The sequence below is a fragment of the Rudaea sp. genome, assembly GCF_057139185.1.
In genome coordinates this window covers 64,202-80,023 of the sequence record NZ_DBNHDN010000026.1, presented here as the reverse complement: position 1 = coordinate 80,023, position 15,822 = coordinate 64,202, and the positions used below count along the sequence as shown (strand labels likewise).

General features: G+C 64.4%; 20 protein-coding genes. 9 read left to right on the top strand and 11 right to left on the bottom strand.

Features of this window, described 5'->3' with window-relative positions; translation table 11 throughout:
• Positions 1–4: 4 nt before the first annotated feature.
• The gene (locus tag AC16HO_RS08950) at positions 5–544 is read left to right on the top strand and encodes a hypothetical protein (RefSeq protein WP_395642712.1); all 540 of its coding nucleotides are present in this window, start codon (positions 5–7) and stop codon (positions 542–544) included.
• 150 nt (positions 545–694) lie between these two features.
• Here the strand turns inward: AC16HO_RS08950 and AC16HO_RS08945 are convergent, their stop codons facing one another.
• Positions 695–1,786 (bottom strand): calcium:cation antiporter, encoded by a 1,092-nt coding sequence (locus AC16HO_RS08945; protein ID WP_395642711.1) that lies wholly within the window; start codon positions 1,784–1,786, stop codon positions 695–697.
• A 468-nt stretch (positions 1,787–2,254) separates the two neighbouring features.
• On the opposite strand from AC16HO_RS08945, the gene AC16HO_RS08940 reads away from it, so the two are divergent.
• On the top strand, positions 2,255–3,481 hold the full coding sequence (locus AC16HO_RS08940; RefSeq protein WP_395642710.1) for an MFS transporter: 1,227 nt from the start codon (positions 2,255–2,257) through the stop codon (positions 3,479–3,481).
• 84 nt (positions 3,482–3,565) lie between these two features.
• Here the strand turns inward: AC16HO_RS08940 and AC16HO_RS08935 are convergent, their stop codons facing one another.
• Entirely contained in the window at positions 3,566–4,009 is a 444-nt protein-coding gene (locus AC16HO_RS08935; RefSeq protein ID WP_395642709.1) for a hypothetical protein, read from the bottom strand.
• 203 nt (positions 4,010–4,212) lie between these two features.
• Here AC16HO_RS08935 and AC16HO_RS08930 point away from each other — a divergent pair, with 203 nt between their 5' ends.
• On the top strand, positions 4,213–5,133 hold the full coding sequence (locus AC16HO_RS08930) for a M14 family metallopeptidase (protein ID WP_395642708.1): 921 nt from the start codon (positions 4,213–4,215) through the stop codon (positions 5,131–5,133).
• Positions 5,134–5,207: 74 nt separating this feature from the next.
• Here AC16HO_RS08930 and AC16HO_RS08925 read toward each other — a convergent pair whose 3' ends face one another.
• Complete coding sequence (locus AC16HO_RS08925; RefSeq protein ID WP_395642707.1) at positions 5,208–5,867, bottom strand: energy transducer TonB; 660 nt, start codon at positions 5,865–5,867, stop codon at positions 5,208–5,210.
• On the opposite strand from AC16HO_RS08925, the gene AC16HO_RS08920 reads away from it, so the two are divergent.
• Positions 5,866–6,060 carry a hypothetical protein gene (locus tag AC16HO_RS08920; protein ID WP_395642706.1) on the top strand — a complete coding sequence of 65 codons (195 nt, stop codon included), beginning with the start codon at positions 5,866–5,868 and terminating at the stop codon, positions 6,058–6,060. The genes AC16HO_RS08925 and AC16HO_RS08920 overlap by 2 nt on opposite strands.
• Positions 6,061–6,123: 63 nt before the next feature.
• Complete coding sequence (locus AC16HO_RS08915; protein WP_395642705.1) at positions 6,124–6,897, top strand: C1 family peptidase; 774 nt, start codon at positions 6,124–6,126, stop codon at positions 6,895–6,897.
• Positions 6,898–6,924: 27 nt separating this feature from the next.
• On the opposite strand, the gene AC16HO_RS08910 is transcribed toward AC16HO_RS08915, so the two are convergent.
• The 4 genes from AC16HO_RS08910 to AC16HO_RS08895 form a co-directional block, all read right to left on the bottom strand.
• Complete coding sequence (locus AC16HO_RS08910; RefSeq protein ID WP_395642704.1) at positions 6,925–7,314, bottom strand: MmcQ/YjbR family DNA-binding protein; 390 nt, start codon at positions 7,312–7,314, stop codon at positions 6,925–6,927.
• A 20-nt stretch (positions 7,315–7,334) separates the two neighbouring features.
• Complete coding sequence (locus AC16HO_RS08905) at positions 7,335–7,784, bottom strand: hypothetical protein (protein WP_395642703.1); 450 nt, start codon at positions 7,782–7,784, stop codon at positions 7,335–7,337.
• A gap of 160 nt (positions 7,785–7,944) precedes the next feature.
• A complete protein-coding gene (locus AC16HO_RS08900; protein ID WP_395642702.1) occupies positions 7,945–8,304 on the bottom strand; it encodes a hypothetical protein in 360 nt (119 codons plus the stop codon).
• The gene (locus tag AC16HO_RS08895) at positions 8,301–8,828 is read right to left on the bottom strand and encodes a bactofilin family protein (protein ID WP_395642701.1); all 528 of its coding nucleotides are present in this window, start codon (positions 8,826–8,828) and stop codon (positions 8,301–8,303) included. The genes AC16HO_RS08900 and AC16HO_RS08895 overlap by 4 nt, the downstream gene beginning before the upstream one ends.
• Positions 8,829–9,052: 224 nt before the next feature.
• Here AC16HO_RS08895 and thpR point away from each other — a divergent pair, with 224 nt between their 5' ends.
• Positions 9,053–9,634, top strand: coding sequence for an RNA 2',3'-cyclic phosphodiesterase (gene thpR, locus AC16HO_RS08890; RefSeq protein ID WP_395642700.1), 582 nt, complete (start codon positions 9,053–9,055; stop codon positions 9,632–9,634).
• A gap of 7 nt (positions 9,635–9,641) precedes the next feature.
• Here the strand turns inward: thpR and AC16HO_RS08885 are convergent, their stop codons facing one another.
• From AC16HO_RS08885 to AC16HO_RS08875, 3 genes are all read right to left on the bottom strand, one after another.
• Positions 9,642–10,760 (bottom strand): DUF1615 domain-containing protein, encoded by a 1,119-nt coding sequence (locus AC16HO_RS08885; protein ID WP_395642699.1) that lies wholly within the window; start codon positions 10,758–10,760, stop codon positions 9,642–9,644.
• A gap of 52 nt (positions 10,761–10,812) precedes the next feature.
• On the bottom strand, positions 10,813–12,123 hold the full coding sequence (locus AC16HO_RS08880) for a metal-dependent hydrolase family protein (protein WP_395642698.1): 1,311 nt from the start codon (positions 12,121–12,123) through the stop codon (positions 10,813–10,815).
• Positions 12,124–12,190: 67 nt separating this feature from the next.
• On the bottom strand, positions 12,191–12,679 hold the full coding sequence (locus tag AC16HO_RS08875; RefSeq protein ID WP_484335387.1) for a hypothetical protein: 489 nt from the start codon (positions 12,677–12,679) through the stop codon (positions 12,191–12,193).
• Here AC16HO_RS08875 and AC16HO_RS08870 point away from each other — a divergent pair.
• Together AC16HO_RS08870 and AC16HO_RS08865 are read left to right on the top strand one after the other, a co-directional pair.
• Entirely contained in the window at positions 12,678–13,124 is a 447-nt protein-coding gene (locus AC16HO_RS08870; protein WP_484335386.1) for a glycine zipper 2TM domain-containing protein, read from the top strand. The genes AC16HO_RS08875 and AC16HO_RS08870 overlap by 2 nt on opposite strands.
• A gap of 313 nt (positions 13,125–13,437) precedes the next feature.
• Complete coding sequence (locus AC16HO_RS08865; protein WP_395642696.1) at positions 13,438–15,006, top strand: EAL domain-containing protein; 1,569 nt, start codon at positions 13,438–13,440, stop codon at positions 15,004–15,006.
• Here the strand turns inward: AC16HO_RS08865 and AC16HO_RS08860 are convergent, their stop codons facing one another.
• A complete protein-coding gene (locus AC16HO_RS08860; RefSeq protein ID WP_484335385.1) occupies positions 15,007–15,306 on the bottom strand; it encodes a hypothetical protein in 300 nt (99 codons plus the stop codon). It abuts the gene before it with no gap.
• A 31-nt stretch (positions 15,307–15,337) separates the two neighbouring features.
• Here AC16HO_RS08860 and AC16HO_RS08855 point away from each other — a divergent pair, with 31 nt between their 5' ends.
• Positions 15,338–15,763 (top strand): hypothetical protein, encoded by a 426-nt coding sequence (locus AC16HO_RS08855; RefSeq protein ID WP_484335384.1) that lies wholly within the window; start codon positions 15,338–15,340, stop codon positions 15,761–15,763.
• Positions 15,764–15,822 lie beyond the last annotated feature (59 nt).

Genomic DNA, 15,822 nt, shown 5'->3' with positions numbered 1-15,822 from the left:
CATCATGCGGATTTTCTCTCTGTTCTTAGCCATTTTTCTTGCGGCCAGTGCGCAGGCGCAACCGCGCTTCGGATTGAACGAAGCCGACTACGCGCTGGCGCAGCGGTGGCTGCGCGCGAGTTGTCTGGCGCCCGATGCGCGCCCCCTGATCGATGCGCTGTCGAGTCGGCGGACAGCGATGCAGACGGCCTTCGCCGGCGCCCTCGCTGAGGGACCGACCGCAGATGAAATCGCGGCCGTCAGAGGTGCCGCGGCGAATCGCTGGCGGGCGCAACGGGCGTTTCTCGACGATGCGGCGCTCAAGGACGCATTGTCGGAGGATCAACGGCAGGCGCTGCGCAGCCAGAGCGAAGATGCGGCAACCCGTAGCGAGGTCGAGAATTTCATCAACGGCTACAAGTCCAATGCCATGTCGGGCCTGGCGATCGTCGGAGATGGCAGCGCGCTCGACCGGCTGCGCGAGATATCGATGCGTGGGAATGCGCCGGAAGCACTCGCGGCGCGTGCGGCGTTGGCATATCGCCAATCGCTGCCGAAGCATTGAAAGGACTTCAGATCCACCCGATGGTTCACGCCAGGGGCGCTGATACGCAAGCAGATTTTATGGTCTTGGCGCGCATGTCCGCGATCTCGCCCGGCGATCGACTGGCAGGCCGGGTTCACTTCCAGGAAAAGAAGGAAACCGCCGTACTTTTCACGGCACGAAGCTGAGAAACAGGTAGGCGGCGAACAGCACGAGGTGGACCATGCCGGGCAGCATCGTCGTGCGCCCGGTACGCAACGAAATCGAGACGACGAACAGCGACAGCATCAGCAGCACGGTCGCCTTCGTATCGACGCCGAGTGCCAGCGGCCAGCCCATGGCCAGCGACAGCACGGCGACGGTGGGCACGGTCAAGCCGATGCTCGCGATCGCCGAGCCGATCGCGAGGTTGAGGCTGGTCTGCAGGCGGTTCGCATGCGCGGCGCGGATCGCGGCGACGCTTTCCGGCAGCAGCACGATCGCGGCGATCAGGATGCCGACCGTGGCTGCCGGTGCGCCAGCGGCGTGTAGTGCCGCCTCGATCGACGGCGAGATGCCCTTCGCGCTCAGCACCACGGCGACCAGTGCGACCAACAGCAGGCCGAGGCTGGTCATCGTTTCCGCATTGGTCGGCTGCGTTAGATGCTCGTCGGGATTGCCGTCTCCGCCGTCCTTCGGCAGGAAGTAGTCGCGGTGGCGAATGGTCTGGAACACGGTGAAGGCGGCAAACAACACCAGGGTCGCCGCAGCGACGAAGAGCAACTGGCTGCGTGTGTAGACCGGGCCGGGTGCGCTGGTCGAAAAATTCGGCAGGACCAGGGTGAACACGACGATGACCGTCAGCGTGCCGAGCGCGGCGTTGATGCCCTCGAGCTTGAATTCCTGCACGTGATGCCGGCGGCCGCCGACCAGCAGGCTCGCGCCGATCAGTCCGTTGAGGATGATCATCACCGCGGCGAACACCGTGTCGCGCGCGAGGCCGGAGGTTTCTGCGCCGCCGGAGAGCATCATCGACACGATCAGCGCCACCTCGATCACCGTGACCGCTAGCGCGAGCACCAGCGTGCCGAATGGCTCGCCGACGCGATGCGCGATCACTTCCGCATGGTGCACCGAGGCGATCACACTGCCGATCAGCCCGAGCACAAGCAGCGCGAGCATGCCCGGAAGGCCCGGCACCACCCAGGACAACGCGAGGACGACAATGCCGAGCGACGGCACGGCCAGTGTCCATAGCGGGTTGTGTCGATGCTGACGGCGCATGCGCGCTGTTCCTTCATTCGGAGGGGACGGCGCGCTGGAAGATCCGCGCACTCAAGTGGAACTTACGCGAACGCGCGAACAATTTCACTTTTTTTCGGCCGGGGGGTGCGCGGCAGCCTGCCCTTGCCGATGTGTCTGCGCAAGGGGACGTGCGCGGAAGTACTACTGCGCGGTTTCGCCGTGGACGAGGCCGTACAGTGCCCGATCATCGGCCGGCATCCGGGCGGGTGCGGCACGAAACGTCCGGCTTGCCTTGTCGTACAGCGACGGCGGCTCTCGCACGCACGCGAAGCGGCGGCGGGGTTCGCCGGCATCGGCTGCTGCCTGAGATTTTTCTGTGGGTGGAGCCTGCCGCACAGCGATTGTGCCTCGCGTATCGGAGTGATGTGGGGCGGCGAACTGGACCTTGGTTCCTTACATTTTTTTCATGTTCGCCCGGAGAATGTTGCTTTGCAGCATAATATCGCCATGGAAACAATTTCTGTTTTGCAAGCCGTTGGACCGACCGCAACGGCAACGCCGCGCCACCGCGCCCTGATCCTGGCCGCGTTGACGCTAGGCGGTTTCGCCATCGGTACGAGCGAGTTCTCCGCGATGGGGCTGATGCCGGAAATGGTAAAAACCTTCGGCGTGAGCGAGCCGCAAGTAGGCCACATCATCAGTATGTATGCGCTCGGCGTTGTCGTCGGCGCGCCGCTGCTGGCGATCCTCGGCGGGCGGCTGCCGCGGCGCGTGTTGTTGCTCGTGCTGATGGGTTTCTATGCGTTCGGCAATCTCGCCAGCGCCGCGGCACCTGACTACTTGAGCATGATCTTGGCGCGCTTCGTCGCCGGCCTGCCGCACGGCGCCTATTTCGGCGTGGCGGCGCTTTCGGCCGTGGCGATCAGCAAACCCGAGGAGCGCGGCAAGGCGGTGAGCCTCGTCATGTTCGGCTTGACGGTGGCGATCCTCATCGGCAATCCGATCGCGACCTGGATGGGGCAGACGATAGGCTGGCGCTGGGCGTTCGTCATGGTGTCCAGCGTGGCCGTGGCGACCGTCGCGCTGATCGCGATGTTCATGCCGCGCGATCGTGTGGAGGCGCCGAAGCATCCGCTCGAGGAGTTGCGCGCGTTCAACCGCCTGCCGGTTTGGCAGGCATTGGCGATCGGCGCGGTGGGATTCTCCGGTCTGTTCTGCGTGTTCAGCTATCTCGCGCCGACGATGCTGCAGGTGACGAATGTGTCGGCACAATGGATTCCACTCGGCCTGGCCGGCTTCGGTCTCGGTGGCGTGATCGGAAATTTTCTCGGTGGCTGGTTGTTCGATCGGTTGCGGTTTCGAGCGGTGCCGGCGATCCTGCTCGGTGCGGCGGCAATGCTGTCGCTGTTTCCGCTGACGGCAGGCTCGCTGTGGACGCTGCTGCCGATCACGGTCGCGATCGGCATGCTCGGAGCGCTTGGCCCGGTGCTGCAGACACATCTGATGGACGTGGCCGGCGACGCGCAGACGCTCGCAGCCGCATCGCATCATGCCGCATTCAATGCCGCCAATGCGCTCGGCCCGTGGCTTGGCGGCATGGCGATCAGCGCGGGATGGGGTTGGACTTCGACCGGCTATGTCGGCGCGACTACCGCCGTGCTGGGGGCGCTCATCTACCTCTGGGCCGCGGGGACGTTGCGTCGGCCGCGCCGGCAGGCTTGCCCGGCCGTCTAAGCACGGCCGCGATGCGCTTCGCGCGCATCGTGCCTCGAACACCGGAAACGGCCGGGCCTGCTTTCCATCGCGTGCAACGATGGCCTATTTCGCTGGTGCCGGCGTGGGTATCACCAGCTTGCCATCGCTTTCGGCTACGAACACTTCGCTCGAACTGCTCGAGGACCCCTGCGCGCTCCTGGTCTCGCTCTTGATCACGAGCTTCTTCGTTGGCGCCAGGGTGAATTTCATCGGCCTGCCGTCGGGGCCGGGGCCGCCCTGCGCACGCTTCTTGTCCGCGGCATCGAGTTCCGCGAGCTGGATCGAGGTGATCTTGCCGCCCATGTCGCTCGTCATCATCATCTTGTAGAACTCGAGAGCCTGCGCGTCGGCGCCCTTGGTGTACAGCAGACCATGCAGAGTCTTCTCGTCCTTCGCTTCGAATGCCTTCTTGTAGACATCGACGAAGGCTTTCTCCTGCGCGGGCGTGGCACAGATCCCCGCGAAGGGCGTGAGGGCGAGCAGCAACAGCGGGATGGCTTTTTTCACGTTGTTCTCCTTCGTTCGGGCAAGGACATTGAAAAGGCAGGGATGGCCGGTGGGAAAGAGTCCCGCGTCAGCCTGCTCCTGATCAAACGTAAAAATCCATGCGCAAGTATCACGCTGGTCGTGGAAAGCGTATCGCGGATCATGCGTGGCCGGTAACTGGTACAGTAGTGGATTGCCGCAGCCTGCAACCAAAAAGCATTCTCATGACGACGCAAGCCTACTGTTCCATCGGAACTCCCGGCGTTCCCTGGGGTTCCGCCGAAAAAACCATCTGGCTGTCGAATCAAACCCGCAAACGCAGCTATGAAACCGACGTGCTGGGCGTGATCGAGCGCCTGCGCGGCCGTTTCGACGTGGTCGGCTACGGTCGAATCGAATATGGGCCGGAAAACTTTGCGCTGTTCGCGATCCGCAGCCGCAACTGGAACGACGCGTTGCCCGCGGCGCTGGTCACCGGTGGCGTGCACGGTTACGAAACCAGCGGCGTGCATGGTGCGCTGCGGTTCGTCGACCGGCATCTGGCCGAATATGCCGGCCGGATCAACGTACTCGTCGCGCCGTGCATCAGCCCGTGGGCGTACGAGCGCATTCATCGCTGGAACGCGCTGGCGATCGATCCGAATCGTTCGTTCCGCGAGAACAGTCCGGCGCCGGAGTCCGCGGCGCTGATGCGCCTGGTTGCGCCGCTGCGCGATCGCATGCTGGTCCACATCGATCTGCACGAAACCACGGACAGCGACGAGTCGGAATTCGGCCCCGCGCTGGCCGCGCGCGACGGCAAGACTTTCGAGCCGCATGAGATTCCCGACGGCTTCTATCTGGTCGACGACAGCGAGCACCCGCAGCCCGGGTTCCAGCAGGCCGTGGTCGCTGCGGTGGCCAAGGTCACCCACATCGCACCGGCCGACGCCAACGGCGAGATCATCGGCTCACGCGTGGTTGCGCCGGGAGTCATCGAGTACGCGCTGAACAAGCTCGGCCTTTGCGCCGGCATCACCAATGCGCGCTACAAGACCACGACCGAGGTCTATCCGGACAGCCCGCGCGTGACGCCGGAGCAATGCAACGACGCGCAGGTGGCGGCGGTATGCGCGGCGCTCGACTACGCCCTGGCGCATCGCTGAAGAAAAATCGGGCCGGGCTCTTGCCCGGCTCGGTCCACCGGCGATGATCGCGCAACCCGACCGGTTCGCGCGATTCAGTCCCCGATCCGGTAGCTGACCGGTACCTGCACGCTGGCGACCACCGGCTGGCCGTTGTGCAAGGCAGGCTCGAATTTCCAGCGACGCACTTCGTTCGTGGCTGCGCGATCGAGAGTGAAGGAACCGCTGCGGCGTACCACGCGCGCATCGCTGACGTGGCCGGTCGAGTCGACCTGCGCGAGCACGAACACCGTGCCTTGTTCGCGACCGCGCAATGCCGGTGCGGGATATGCTGGCCTGGGATGGGAGAGCAAGGCGACAGTGCGCTCGATCGGCTTCGTCGTCGAAGCCGCCGCGGGCACGGTCGACTTCGCCAGCATGCGTGTCGCAGGTTTCGCCTTTGGCGTCCTTCTGGGCGCGGGCCTGTCGACGTTAGCCGCATCGCCGCGCGCCGGTCGGACGGTGCTGCCGTCGGGTTGATTCGTCGTCGCCGAAGATTGTGGCGGAACGGGTATGGTCCAGGCGATCCTGGCGGGGGGAAGGTTTGCGGGGTCGATGCTGGCCATGTCTTGCTGGCCCTGACGATAGAAGAACCACGCATTCGCAACGAATGCGAGCGCGATGGCGATTGTGAGCATCGGGTAGTACAGGTCCTTGCGCATCATGGTATTCGCGTGTGGCTTGTCGTGGGTGGCAAGTTGTTCGGATTCGGTCATGATTGCGTTTCCGTTCGTCGATGAGAGGCAGCGCATCCGCGGCACCCGGCATGGCGAGCTTGGCACGTACGCGCGGCGCCGATGTTCGGATTTTGTTATCGATGCCGATCGATTCAGCTTTATTTGGCACATTCGGTGCGACAGCCGCTCGTTGCTGCGGCAGGCACGCAAATTGCCGCGAAACGGCGTTTGACTGCCTGCCGGATGAGGCGCAGAGTGAAACTCTGCAGCACGGGTCTTTCGGGAGGAATCGAGTATGAAAAAGCCCACTCCCACCACGCAACGCAAGCAGGCACGCTACGGCTGGATTCCCGATTTGCCCGACCAGCGCGACCAACTTTATGGCGTCTTATACAAGGTGTCGCGGAAATTGCCGGGCAAGGTCGACATGCGCGCGCAGTGTCCTCCGATCGAGGATCAGGGCCAGCTCGGCAGTTGCACCGCCAACGCACTGGTCGGCGCGCTGGAATTCCTCGAATTGAAGCAACGACAAGCGCTGGTCGATCTTTCGCGCCTGTTCGTGTACTACAACGAACGCGTGATCGAACATTCCGTGAGCCAGGATTCCGGCGCCATGCTGCGCGACGGCATCAAGACGCTGGCCAAGCAGGGCGTGTGTGCGGAAACGATGTGGCCCTACGTAATCAAGCAGTTCGCGAAGAAGCCGGCGCCGACCTGCTACACGCAGGCGCTCAAGCACACGATCACGAGCTACCAGCGCCTGGCGACGACGAATGAGATGCGCTCCTGCATCGCCGACGGCTATCCATTCGTGTTCGGTTTTACCGTGTATGAAAGCTTTGAATCGCAGACGGTCGCCAACACCGGCGTCGTCAACTTGCCGAAACAGAGCGAGCGCGTCGTCGGCGGACATGCAGTCTGCGCGGTCGGCTACGACGATGCGAAGCAGCGCTTCATCGTGCGCAATTCGTGGGGCACCGGCTGGGGCCAGCAAGGCTACTTCACGATGCCGTACGCCTATCTCGCCGACCGCAACCTGTCCGACGATTTCTGGACGGTGAGGAAATAGCGCGGGGACTACCGCGGCGCTGTTCGATCAAATTCGCGCATCGGCGCGAAACTGCGCCGTCAGCGTTTTCGGCGCCTGCGCCAGCCAGGCTTGCCACAGCAGTTCGCGCAGTTCCGTCTTGCCGATTTTTTCGAGCCGCACGAGCACGGCGGGAAAGCCGTCGTAGTGTGGCTCGGTGAAGAACTTGTCCGCATCCGCCATCAGCAGGATTTCCTTGGCGTCGGGACCGGCAACGCGCACGCTGAGCACGCGCGGATTCGGCACACGCGGCTTGTTCGGCGCAACGCGCTCCATCCAGACCCAGCAGAAGCCCTTGTACTTCGCGCCACGGCGCACCTCGAAGGCGAAATGGCCTTCCTTCTCGATCGTGTCGGGAAACGAGAGCGCAATCCGGCGGACATCTGCTTGCGTGGCCATGTGTATCTGCCCGGTTGCGATCAGGGAATGCTCGCCGCGTCTTCCCGGGGCGGGATGTCCTGCGGCGGTGCCTCACCGGCAGGCCACCAAACGCGCCGTTCGTCGCAAGTCGTCACCTTGTAGTTGGGATTGAACCAGTCGGTGCCGTTGAGAAAGAACGGCACGGAATAGATCTTGCCACAGTCCGGCAGCGCGGCTTTGGTGAGCTTCCGCGTGATCGGTCCCAATTGGCCTTCGAATACGGCACCGTCCAGTTCGACGCGGAATGCCTGCAGCAGGAAATAGCCTTGCGGCAGCACCCATTCATTCGACGCGGGAACTTGATCGGGAGCGATGAGCGGGCGCAGCCCGGCGAGCGCCTTGCGCGCGCGCGGATCGATGTCGGATGGCGTGACGATCGCGATGATGTCACGGTGGGGATCGATCTTCTTCAGCGACGTTTCCGCGATCAGCTCGAAATCGCGGTCCACGATGCTGAATTTCCCTCGCTGCAGTCCCGTGCAGCCCAGCAAGAAACCGCCCAGTGCGCAGCACAGGGCAAATGACAGGCGAGGAAATTCCGTGATGGATGAAACGCGCGTCGTGACCGGGTTCGTCATGCGCACATGTTCACACGTGCACACGCAGTGCTCAATGCCGCGTGCGCTTACCCGCGGCCGGCGTCATCTCGACACTCAACGTGAATGCGCGCAGCTCATCGGGCTGGATCGCGCCGACGCCGACGAGACGCCGCGCGATTTCCTCGCCGCGCTCGTTGCGGATCGTTAGCACCATCGAGTACTCCCAGGCGCTCCCTTCGCTGTTGCGGAAGCTGCCCTCGACGCGCAGCGGCGTGATCGCCGCAGCCTGCGTGTCGCCTGCGGGCAGATCCGCGGCGAAGCGCAAGTGATGCTTGCACGACGGGCACACCGTCGCGCTTTCGAGGATGGTTTCCCGACAATGCGGACAGGTGCGTGTCGTACCGGGAGGGCCCGTGCGCACCTGGCTCACGAGGCCGAGCCGTTCGCCGGTTTGTGCGTGGCGTTCTTTTCGTCGCCCCAGCCGAATTCGACATGGCCGCGCATGCGCGAGCCCGCGGCGACGGTGAGCGTACCCGCCTTGAGGTCGCCGCTGAGCGCACCGCTTTGGGCCAGATCGACGTGCTGGGCCGCATCGATGTTGCCGACGAGTTCGCCGGCGATCACCACCTTCTCCGCGCGCACGCTGCCAGTCACGTTCGCGCGCGGGTCGATGGTCAGATCGCCATGCACATTGATGTCGCCCTTGAAGCGGCCGGCGACGCGCACGTGACCGGCGCCCTCGATCTTGCCCTCGATCGTGATGTCGGGCGCGATCAGCGATTCGGACTTCTCCACGATGCGTGCCTGCGGCCGCGCCGGCACTGCGGCGATGATCGGTGCCAACTCAGGCCGGGTTTCGGGTGCGGGCTGAGCATCGAACCGCGCCGGGACGGCAGGTTCCGGCTGAAGGCCGGGAGCGGGGGATTGCTTGGTCGGTTCTTTCCACAGTGCCATTGGGGCGCTCCTGATCGATATGCGGTTTTGCCCGGCAGCGACGCACAGCGCCCCCTGGGCCGTCGGGAGGGCAAGAGTACGCGATCGAGTCGAGGGAAAACGGAATTTCTCGTTAAATTCTCTTTTCGATCTGGTGCTTGCGTACTGTTTCATATGCGCGCCTCAGGAATCTGCCAGCTTGGTTCCCGTCTTCGAGATCGGCGCCAGATCAAGGAATTCATTGCATGTCGGGTCAGATGTCGTTGGACGGTTTCGCCGATGCGGTACCTACGGACCGCTTGTTCTTCGCCGTGTTTCCCGATACGGAGGCAAGCGCGGCGATTGCGTACCCGGTCGAAGAGGTCGGCCGGCAGCACGGTTTGCGCGGCACACCGCTGCGGCGCGATCGCCTGCATATCACGCTGCATCATCTCGGCGACTATGCCGGCCTGCCCGCGGCGGTGGTCGAGCAGGCGCAGAGCGCAGCCACGAAGATGATGGCGGCACCGTTCGAAGTCAGGTTCGATCGCGTGAAGAGTTTCGGCGGGCACGCGCAGAAGAAACCGTGCGTGCTGGTCGGTGCGGCGGGCGACGCACCCTTGCAGCGATTGCGCAGGCAACTCGGCGAATGTCTGATCCACGCGGGTTTGCGGCAGCGCGTGACACGCGATTTCACCGCGCACGTGACGCTGCGCTACGAGCGCGTGGCGCTGCCCGAACAAGCCGTCGCGACCATCATGTGGGCGGTGCGCGAATTTGCGCTCGTACACAGCCTGCTCGGCCAGACGAGGTACGAGCGTCTGCGTACCCGGACGCTGGCGGATTGACGGACGCTCAGGTTTTTGCGGCCGCGCGCGCGAGACAGGCGCGATAGCGCCGCTCCACACTCTCGGCGAACATGGCGGTCGTGAACCTGCGGGTGATCTTCGGGCTGTCGAGTCCGATTTGCGGCAGCATCGCGCGCGGCAGCGGCGCGCCGTTGGCGCGATCGGCCATCGCATGGACTTTGCGGTACAGCGAAGTCTTCTCGAAATCGAAGGTTTCGCCCTGCGCCAGCGCGTCGTGGATATCGCCGTCGCTCATCTGCAGGCGCTTGCCGAGTGTGCGCACCGCGAGTTCCGTATGGCCGGTGCCACCGGCGTAGTCGACGAGGTCGCCGTCGTAGGCGAGCGGTTGTTTGGTCAGCACCTGGATCGCGTTCTGAAACGCGGCGTTGCGGCTGGCATAGAAGCCGGCATTGTAGTCGGCGAAGCGGTAGATCATGCGCTCGTACGACACCGGATAGGCGAGCAGGTGGGCGATGCCGAAGTACACGCCGCCACGCCGGCTGAAGACTGCGTGGCGAATCGAACCGTCGTACGGATACGGATAGGGATGCGTGCGCGTGAATTGCTCGGCGATCGCCACGCTGACCTGCATCGGGCCACCGGTCTTGACCGGATTGGAATCGGCGAACAGCGTCTGCCCGAGCGGCACGCGATCGATGAGGTCCTCGAAGACCAGGCTCAGCTCGCGCTCGGTGCGCACGGCGGCGATGCGGTCGTTGTAGCTGCGTCCGTCCGAAGACTTGATCGCCATTGCCGCATGCACCATGAATGCCGGGATGTGATGCGCGCCAGCGCGGCGGTCGATCTCCTCCTGTGCGATGCGGCCGAGGTTCGGCACGGGCGGGTCGGCGACGAAACTCGACTCCTGCTCGATCACCGCAATTGCGGCACACAGATGTGACGAGGTCGGCTCGACGTCGAGCGCGTAGAACGCATCGGTGATGTCGAGCGCCCAGCCGGCGCGGTCCTGTGCGCCGACTGGGATCAGCGTCATCAGTTGTGCTCGCACTTCGTCGGCCCGGCGGAGCGGTTTCTTCGGCGGCGTCGCGCAGCCGGCGAACACGGCTGCCAGCGTGATGGCGGCCAACAGGCGGACCGGGCGGTTGTGTCGTGTCGACTCGGGCATGCGGGGAAGCTCGTCCGTGTTCCCCGCATTGTGACTCAACCGACCGCCTGGTTCACTCCATCCGCACCGTCTCGCCGTGCTTGACCACGAGCAACGGCTTTTCCGTGGCGCGGATGTTCTTGAGCACGTCGCCTTTCACGGCGACGATGTCGGCGTACTTGCCGGACTCGAGCGTGCCCGTGTCGGCGTCGATGCCGAGCAGCTTGGCCGAACCGATGCTGCTGGTCATCAGCGCGGCGGCCGGAGCCATGCCGAGCGCGACGAGGTCGCCGAATTCCTCTGCGTTCCTGCCGTGCGGATAGACCGCAGCATCGGTGCCGAAGGCCATGAGTACGCCGATCTTCATCGCGTTCTTCATCATCTCGGTATGCGCGGTCGCCGCAGCGCGCGCCTTCGCGGCGATTTTCGGCGGATAGGTGTCGGCCTTGGCCAGCACCCATTCCTGGGTCATGCGCGTCGGTGTGAGGTAGACGCCCTTCTGTTTCATCCGTTGCAGCGTGTCGGGTTGGAGAAAGCTGCCGTGCTCGATCGAATCGACGCCGGCTTCGATCGCGAGCTTCGCGGCGAGATCGCCGTGACAGTGCGCGGCGACCTTGCGCCGCCATGCGTGCGCTTCGCTCATGATTGCCTTGAGTTCTTCGGGGGTCAGCTGCGGCACGTCGACCGGATCGGCTTCGGACAGCACGCCGCCTGAAGCGCAGATCTTGATCACGTCGGCGCCGAACTTCATCTGTTCGCGTACCGCCTGGCGGCACGACTCGGGGCCGTTGCACACGCCTTCGAGCGGGCCGGGCTCCTTCATGCGCTCGGGCGGGATCGGCGAATTGTCGCAGTGGCCGCCGGTCGAACCGATCGCGTGGCCGGCGACGAGCATGGTCGGGCCTTCGGCAATATGCTGATTGATCGCGTTGCGCAGCGCGACGTCGACGAAATCGGGCGCGCCGACTTCGCGCACCGTGGTCACGCCCGCGCGCAGCGTCGCGCGCGCGTTGCGTTCGGCGTGGAACGACTGCTCGACCGGAAAGCGCAGCATGTCTTCATAGAAGCCCTGCGCCCAGTTGTCGTTGTGATCGGAGGCGATGTGGGTGTGCGCATCGATGAAGCCGGGCAGCAGGGTCGCGTCGCCGAGATCAATCACTTTCGCATCGGCGGGAATCGCCGCGTTCGCGCCGACCGCCGCGATGCGCTCGCCCTGGATGACGACGATACCGGGGGAAACCAGCGTGCCGTTGCGCCCGTCGAACAGGTGCGCGGCCTTGAGTACGAGTGGTTTTGCCGCGGGTGTGTTGGCCGCGGGCGTTTGCGCCTGTGCGCACATGGCGAGCAGCAGTGCGCAGACCGGAGTGGCGATACGGTGTTTCATTCTTTGCTCCCCATCGTTGTTGGCGGGAAAGTATATGCGTATCGATGAGCGCAACGCAGGTGCCAATTCACCGCGATCGTCGTGGATCGCATTGCCGGAGCGGGCGCGACGATGCCCACACTCGAATCGTCGCCGTGCCCGTTTCCGGAGCACAGATCAAGCGTTGCGCGAGCCGGTATTTCAGCGCGCATACACGTTTTCGGACTACCATCATGCGGCAGGGTGGCAAGGAGAGTGCGATGATCAAATCCTCATTCATGTCGTCGAAGAAGTGCGCCGCCATCTTGTCGGCTGCGCTGGCAGGGGCGTTGACGGCGTGCAGCAGTTCCTCGCCGGACAACGCGGCGCAGAACGCGCCCGCGCCACCCGCGCAGAATCCGCCGGCGGCTGTACAGAACCCGCCGCAGCCCGCGCCGCAGGCGCCATCGATGTCGGTCGCGGACCTGACCGCACCGTCGAGTGCGCCAGCGGCGCCGAACGGTCCGGCGCGGAATCCGCCGCCACAGCAGCAGGGCGCCTTGGCGTCGGCCGGATACGCGCCGCGTTCGGGCGGCATGGCGCCGCCGCCTGCGGCGCAGGACAGCGCCGAGTATGCCCAGGTGATCAGCGTCACTCCGCTGAGCGGTGTGCAGCAGGTGTGCAGCGACCAGACCGTGACCGAGCGCCGCCCGCAGTCCGACGACCATCAGGTCGCAGGCACGGTCATCGGCGCCATCGCCGGTGGCGTGATCGGCAACCAGTTCGGCCGCGGCAACGGACGCAAGCTGACCACGGTCGCCGGTGCGGTTGGCGGCGGCATCGCCGGCAAGAAAATCCAGGAGGCGCACCAGGACAACGACACGGTGACGCGCGTAGTCAAGCGCTGCCGCAATGTCACCCCGGGCAAGGATTCGCCGCAGTTGTACGAGGTGGTGTATGCCTACCAGGGGCAGAACCTGCATGTGAAGCTCGACTACGACCCGGGCAGCCGCATCGCATTGCCGGTGCGTGGCGTGCGCTGAGCACGAATCTGTTCCTGATTGCGAGGTGGCACTTTCCGGGGGCCTGCCGCCAGTCCGATGGCGGACAGGGCAGAGCCCAGGCGTGGTGCACCGCGTCGGCGTACGATTGCTGCCTGTTCCCGTTGACAAAAATGTGATGCATTTGGCATTCTGCGAGTCGCGTGAAACAAGGGTCGAAAGTACGCGTCGCGAATTCGCAAGGACGGAGTGCTGCGATTTGCCCGTCAAAGGAATGAACGGGTGCTTGTGACCGCCAGGGTCAGGGGGCAGTTGCAACTGCAACGTATATTCGAGCAAGGTTAGCCGCGCCGACATGCTGCGTCATGAAAAGACGGTCGTCTGGGCCATCCTCACAGGACTACTCGGCATCGCCGGGTTGCTTGGCACGTTGACGTGGTTTTTGTGGCGCGAGTCGGTGGCGTCCGAGGACGCCTACTCAGGCAAGCTGGCCGCCATCCTCGGCGACCGCGTCGAGCACATCATGGTCGACCTGCGCGACATGCTGGTGCAGTTCGATGCGCTCGACTTGCCACGCTGCTCGGATTCCCACCTCGACGCCTTGCGCATTGCCGCCATGTCGCGGCCGTACGTGCGCAGCATCGGTTACTGGCAGGCGAACCAGCGCCTGTGTGCGGTCGGATTTTTGCCGGCAGCGCTCAAGCCCAAACGCGCAGATCGCGTCTACGACAGTGGAGTCGTCGCCTGGTGGCCGAGCGAGCAGACCAAGGTCGCGGGCATCGAGTTGTTCCTCATGCGCTTCGGTGACCACGACGTTGCGGTCGATCCGCGCCAATTGCTCGACCTCGGACCCATGCAGGATCGCCAGGCCGAACTCTGGCTGGAAGATCTGCCTTTGACCGCGGCGCCGTGGAACGCGAGCCTGCCGGCTCCGAAGTCGTTGCCCGTAGGCGTCAGCCTGAACAAGGACAAACAGCGCATCTACGCGCGCTATTCGCTGCACGGTGTGTTGCCCGTCGAAATCGTGACCAGCGAGCCGTTGGAAAATTTCTGGAGACGCCACGCGACGACGCTCGCGGCAGGCGCGATTTTCGGCCTGATCGTCGCCGCTGCCTGGACCGAGGCGATTCGACGTTTCTCGCGTCACCAGTTCAGTGCTGCCACTGCGCTGCGTCGCGCTGTGCGTGCGGGCGACATCAGCGTGGTATACGAACCGATGGTCGACCTGCGCACATTGCGCTGCGTCGGCGCCGAGGCGTTGGCGCGCTGGCAGCGCGAAGACGGGACCTGGGTAAGTCCCAACGTGTTCATACCGCTCGCCGAGGAATCCGGGGTAATGCATGAAGTCACGCTGGCGGTCGTGCGGACAGCCGTCGCCGACCTTGCCAGGATATTCGCGGAAGCGGGCGCAATGACGCTGAGCATCAACCTCGCCGGCGGCGACCTCGGGGACGAGCGCCTCGGTGATCAGTTGCGCGAGAGCATCGCGGCGGCCGGATTGCCGCCGGAGGCGGTAAAACTGGAGATCACCGAGCGCTCGCTGATCGACAGCGACGCCGACCGCGCCAGGATTCGCGAATTGCGGTTACGCGGCCATCAGATCGCGATCGACGACTTCGGCACCGGCTATTCGAGCCTGGCCTACCTGCAGTCATTCGAACTCGACGTGATAAAGATCGACAAGGCCTTCGTCGATACGATCGGCAAGAGCGTTGCGACCAGCCAGGTAATCGAGCACATCATCGACATGGCGCGATCGCTCGGGTTGCGTACCGCTGCGGAGGGAGTCGAGACTGCGGCGCAAGTGAGTTGGCTTGGCGATCACGGTGTCCTGCTCGGACAGGGGCACCTTTTCAGCAAGCCGCTTCTGATCGATGATTTCATCCGTTTTTTTCGTTCCAACCGGCACAACCGTGAAACCTGATCACTCTCTCGGATTGCCCAGTTCGTCGGTCGGCCCCGGGGCGGCGTTGCTGCCGTTGTTGGTCTTGGTTCTCGCCCTGCCAGCCTGCAGCATATTTCGACGGCCCTCGCCAAGACCGCCCGCGCCGATCGTCGAAGAATCGATCCCGACCCAACTGCCGGAGCCTGCAGAGCCCAATCCATTGCCACCGGCCAAGCCGCGCAAGCCGGTCGTGAAACCTGCTCCGGTGCCGGCGGCCAGTGCACCGCAAGTGCCGGTCGTCGCCGCATACGAGGCCGACAAGGTGCGTTCGGAAACCAAGCTTGCGCTCGCCCGGGACCAGCGCAACTCGATGATTTCCGCCGACGTCGGCTACTACCTCGATGTGCTCTCCGGCCGGCTCAAGCAGGGTGCCGATCCTGGGATCACGGTGGTTCGCACGAACGAAGGCGTCAGACTCGATTTCAATGAATCCCTGTCGCTGACGCAGGACGAAGCGCAATCGGCTGTCGACGATTGCCGCCGCCTGATGCCGCTGACAAAAGTATTGCGCGAGTACGAACAGACATTGATTACCTTGCGGGCGACGGTACAGCACCTCGACTCGGCGAGTCGGCCGGCAGTGGAGCGGCGTATCCGCGAATACGCTTCCTGTCTGACCAATGCGGGCATCAGCAACAAGCGGGTGCTGATCCTCGTCGCCGAAGACGCCGCCACGGACCCGGCGGCGATGCATGTGCAGATGCGCATCGAGCCAGTCGTTCGCGGCAGCGGCTGAAAGCACGTTCGCGCGCGATCGGCAAATGGCCAGGGGCAGTCGCGTCATCGGTGGATGGT

What these genes read in the sequence shown, in the direction of transcription:
- AC16HO_RS08950 (WP_395642712.1), top strand. Translation starts at nt 5, where the DNA reads ATGCGGATTTTCTCTCTGTTCTTAGCCATTTTTCTTGCGGCCAGTGCG.
- AC16HO_RS08945 (WP_395642711.1), bottom strand. Translation starts at nt 1,786, where the DNA reads ATGCGCCGTCAGCATCGACACAACCCGCTATGGACACTGGCCGTGCCG.
- AC16HO_RS08940 (WP_395642710.1), top strand. Translation starts at nt 2,255, where the DNA reads ATGGAAACAATTTCTGTTTTGCAAGCCGTTGGACCGACCGCAACGGCA.
- AC16HO_RS08930 (WP_395642708.1), top strand. Translation starts at nt 4,213, where the DNA reads ATGACGACGCAAGCCTACTGTTCCATCGGAACTCCCGGCGTTCCCTGG.
- AC16HO_RS08920 (WP_395642706.1), top strand. Translation starts at nt 5,866, where the DNA reads ATGATTGCGTTTCCGTTCGTCGATGAGAGGCAGCGCATCCGCGGCACC.
- AC16HO_RS08925 (WP_395642707.1), bottom strand. Translation starts at nt 5,867, where the DNA reads ATGACCGAATCCGAACAACTTGCCACCCACGACAAGCCACACGCGAAT.
- AC16HO_RS08915 (WP_395642705.1), top strand. Translation starts at nt 6,124, where the DNA reads ATGAAAAAGCCCACTCCCACCACGCAACGCAAGCAGGCACGCTACGGC.
- AC16HO_RS08910 (WP_395642704.1), bottom strand. Translation starts at nt 7,314, where the DNA reads ATGGCCACGCAAGCAGATGTCCGCCGGATTGCGCTCTCGTTTCCCGAC.
- AC16HO_RS08895 (WP_395642701.1), bottom strand. Translation starts at nt 8,828, where the DNA reads ATGGCACTGTGGAAAGAACCGACCAAGCAATCCCCCGCTCCCGGCCTT.
- thpR (WP_395642700.1), top strand. Translation starts at nt 9,053, where the DNA reads ATGTCGGGTCAGATGTCGTTGGACGGTTTCGCCGATGCGGTACCTACG.
- AC16HO_RS08885 (WP_395642699.1), bottom strand. Translation starts at nt 10,760, where the DNA reads ATGCCCGAGTCGACACGACACAACCGCCCGGTCCGCCTGTTGGCCGCC.
- AC16HO_RS08880 (WP_395642698.1), bottom strand. Translation starts at nt 12,123, where the DNA reads ATGAAACACCGTATCGCCACTCCGGTCTGCGCACTGCTGCTCGCCATG.
- AC16HO_RS08870 (WP_484335386.1), top strand. Translation starts at nt 12,678, where the DNA reads ATGGCGCCGCCGCCTGCGGCGCAGGACAGCGCCGAGTATGCCCAGGTG.
- AC16HO_RS08875 (WP_484335387.1), bottom strand. Translation starts at nt 12,679, where the DNA reads ATGCCGCCCGAACGCGGCGCGTATCCGGCCGACGCCAAGGCGCCCTGC.
- AC16HO_RS08865 (WP_395642696.1), top strand. Translation starts at nt 13,438, where the DNA reads ATGCTGCGTCATGAAAAGACGGTCGTCTGGGCCATCCTCACAGGACTA.
- AC16HO_RS08855 (WP_484335384.1), top strand. Translation starts at nt 15,338, where the DNA reads ATGATTTCCGCCGACGTCGGCTACTACCTCGATGTGCTCTCCGGCCGG.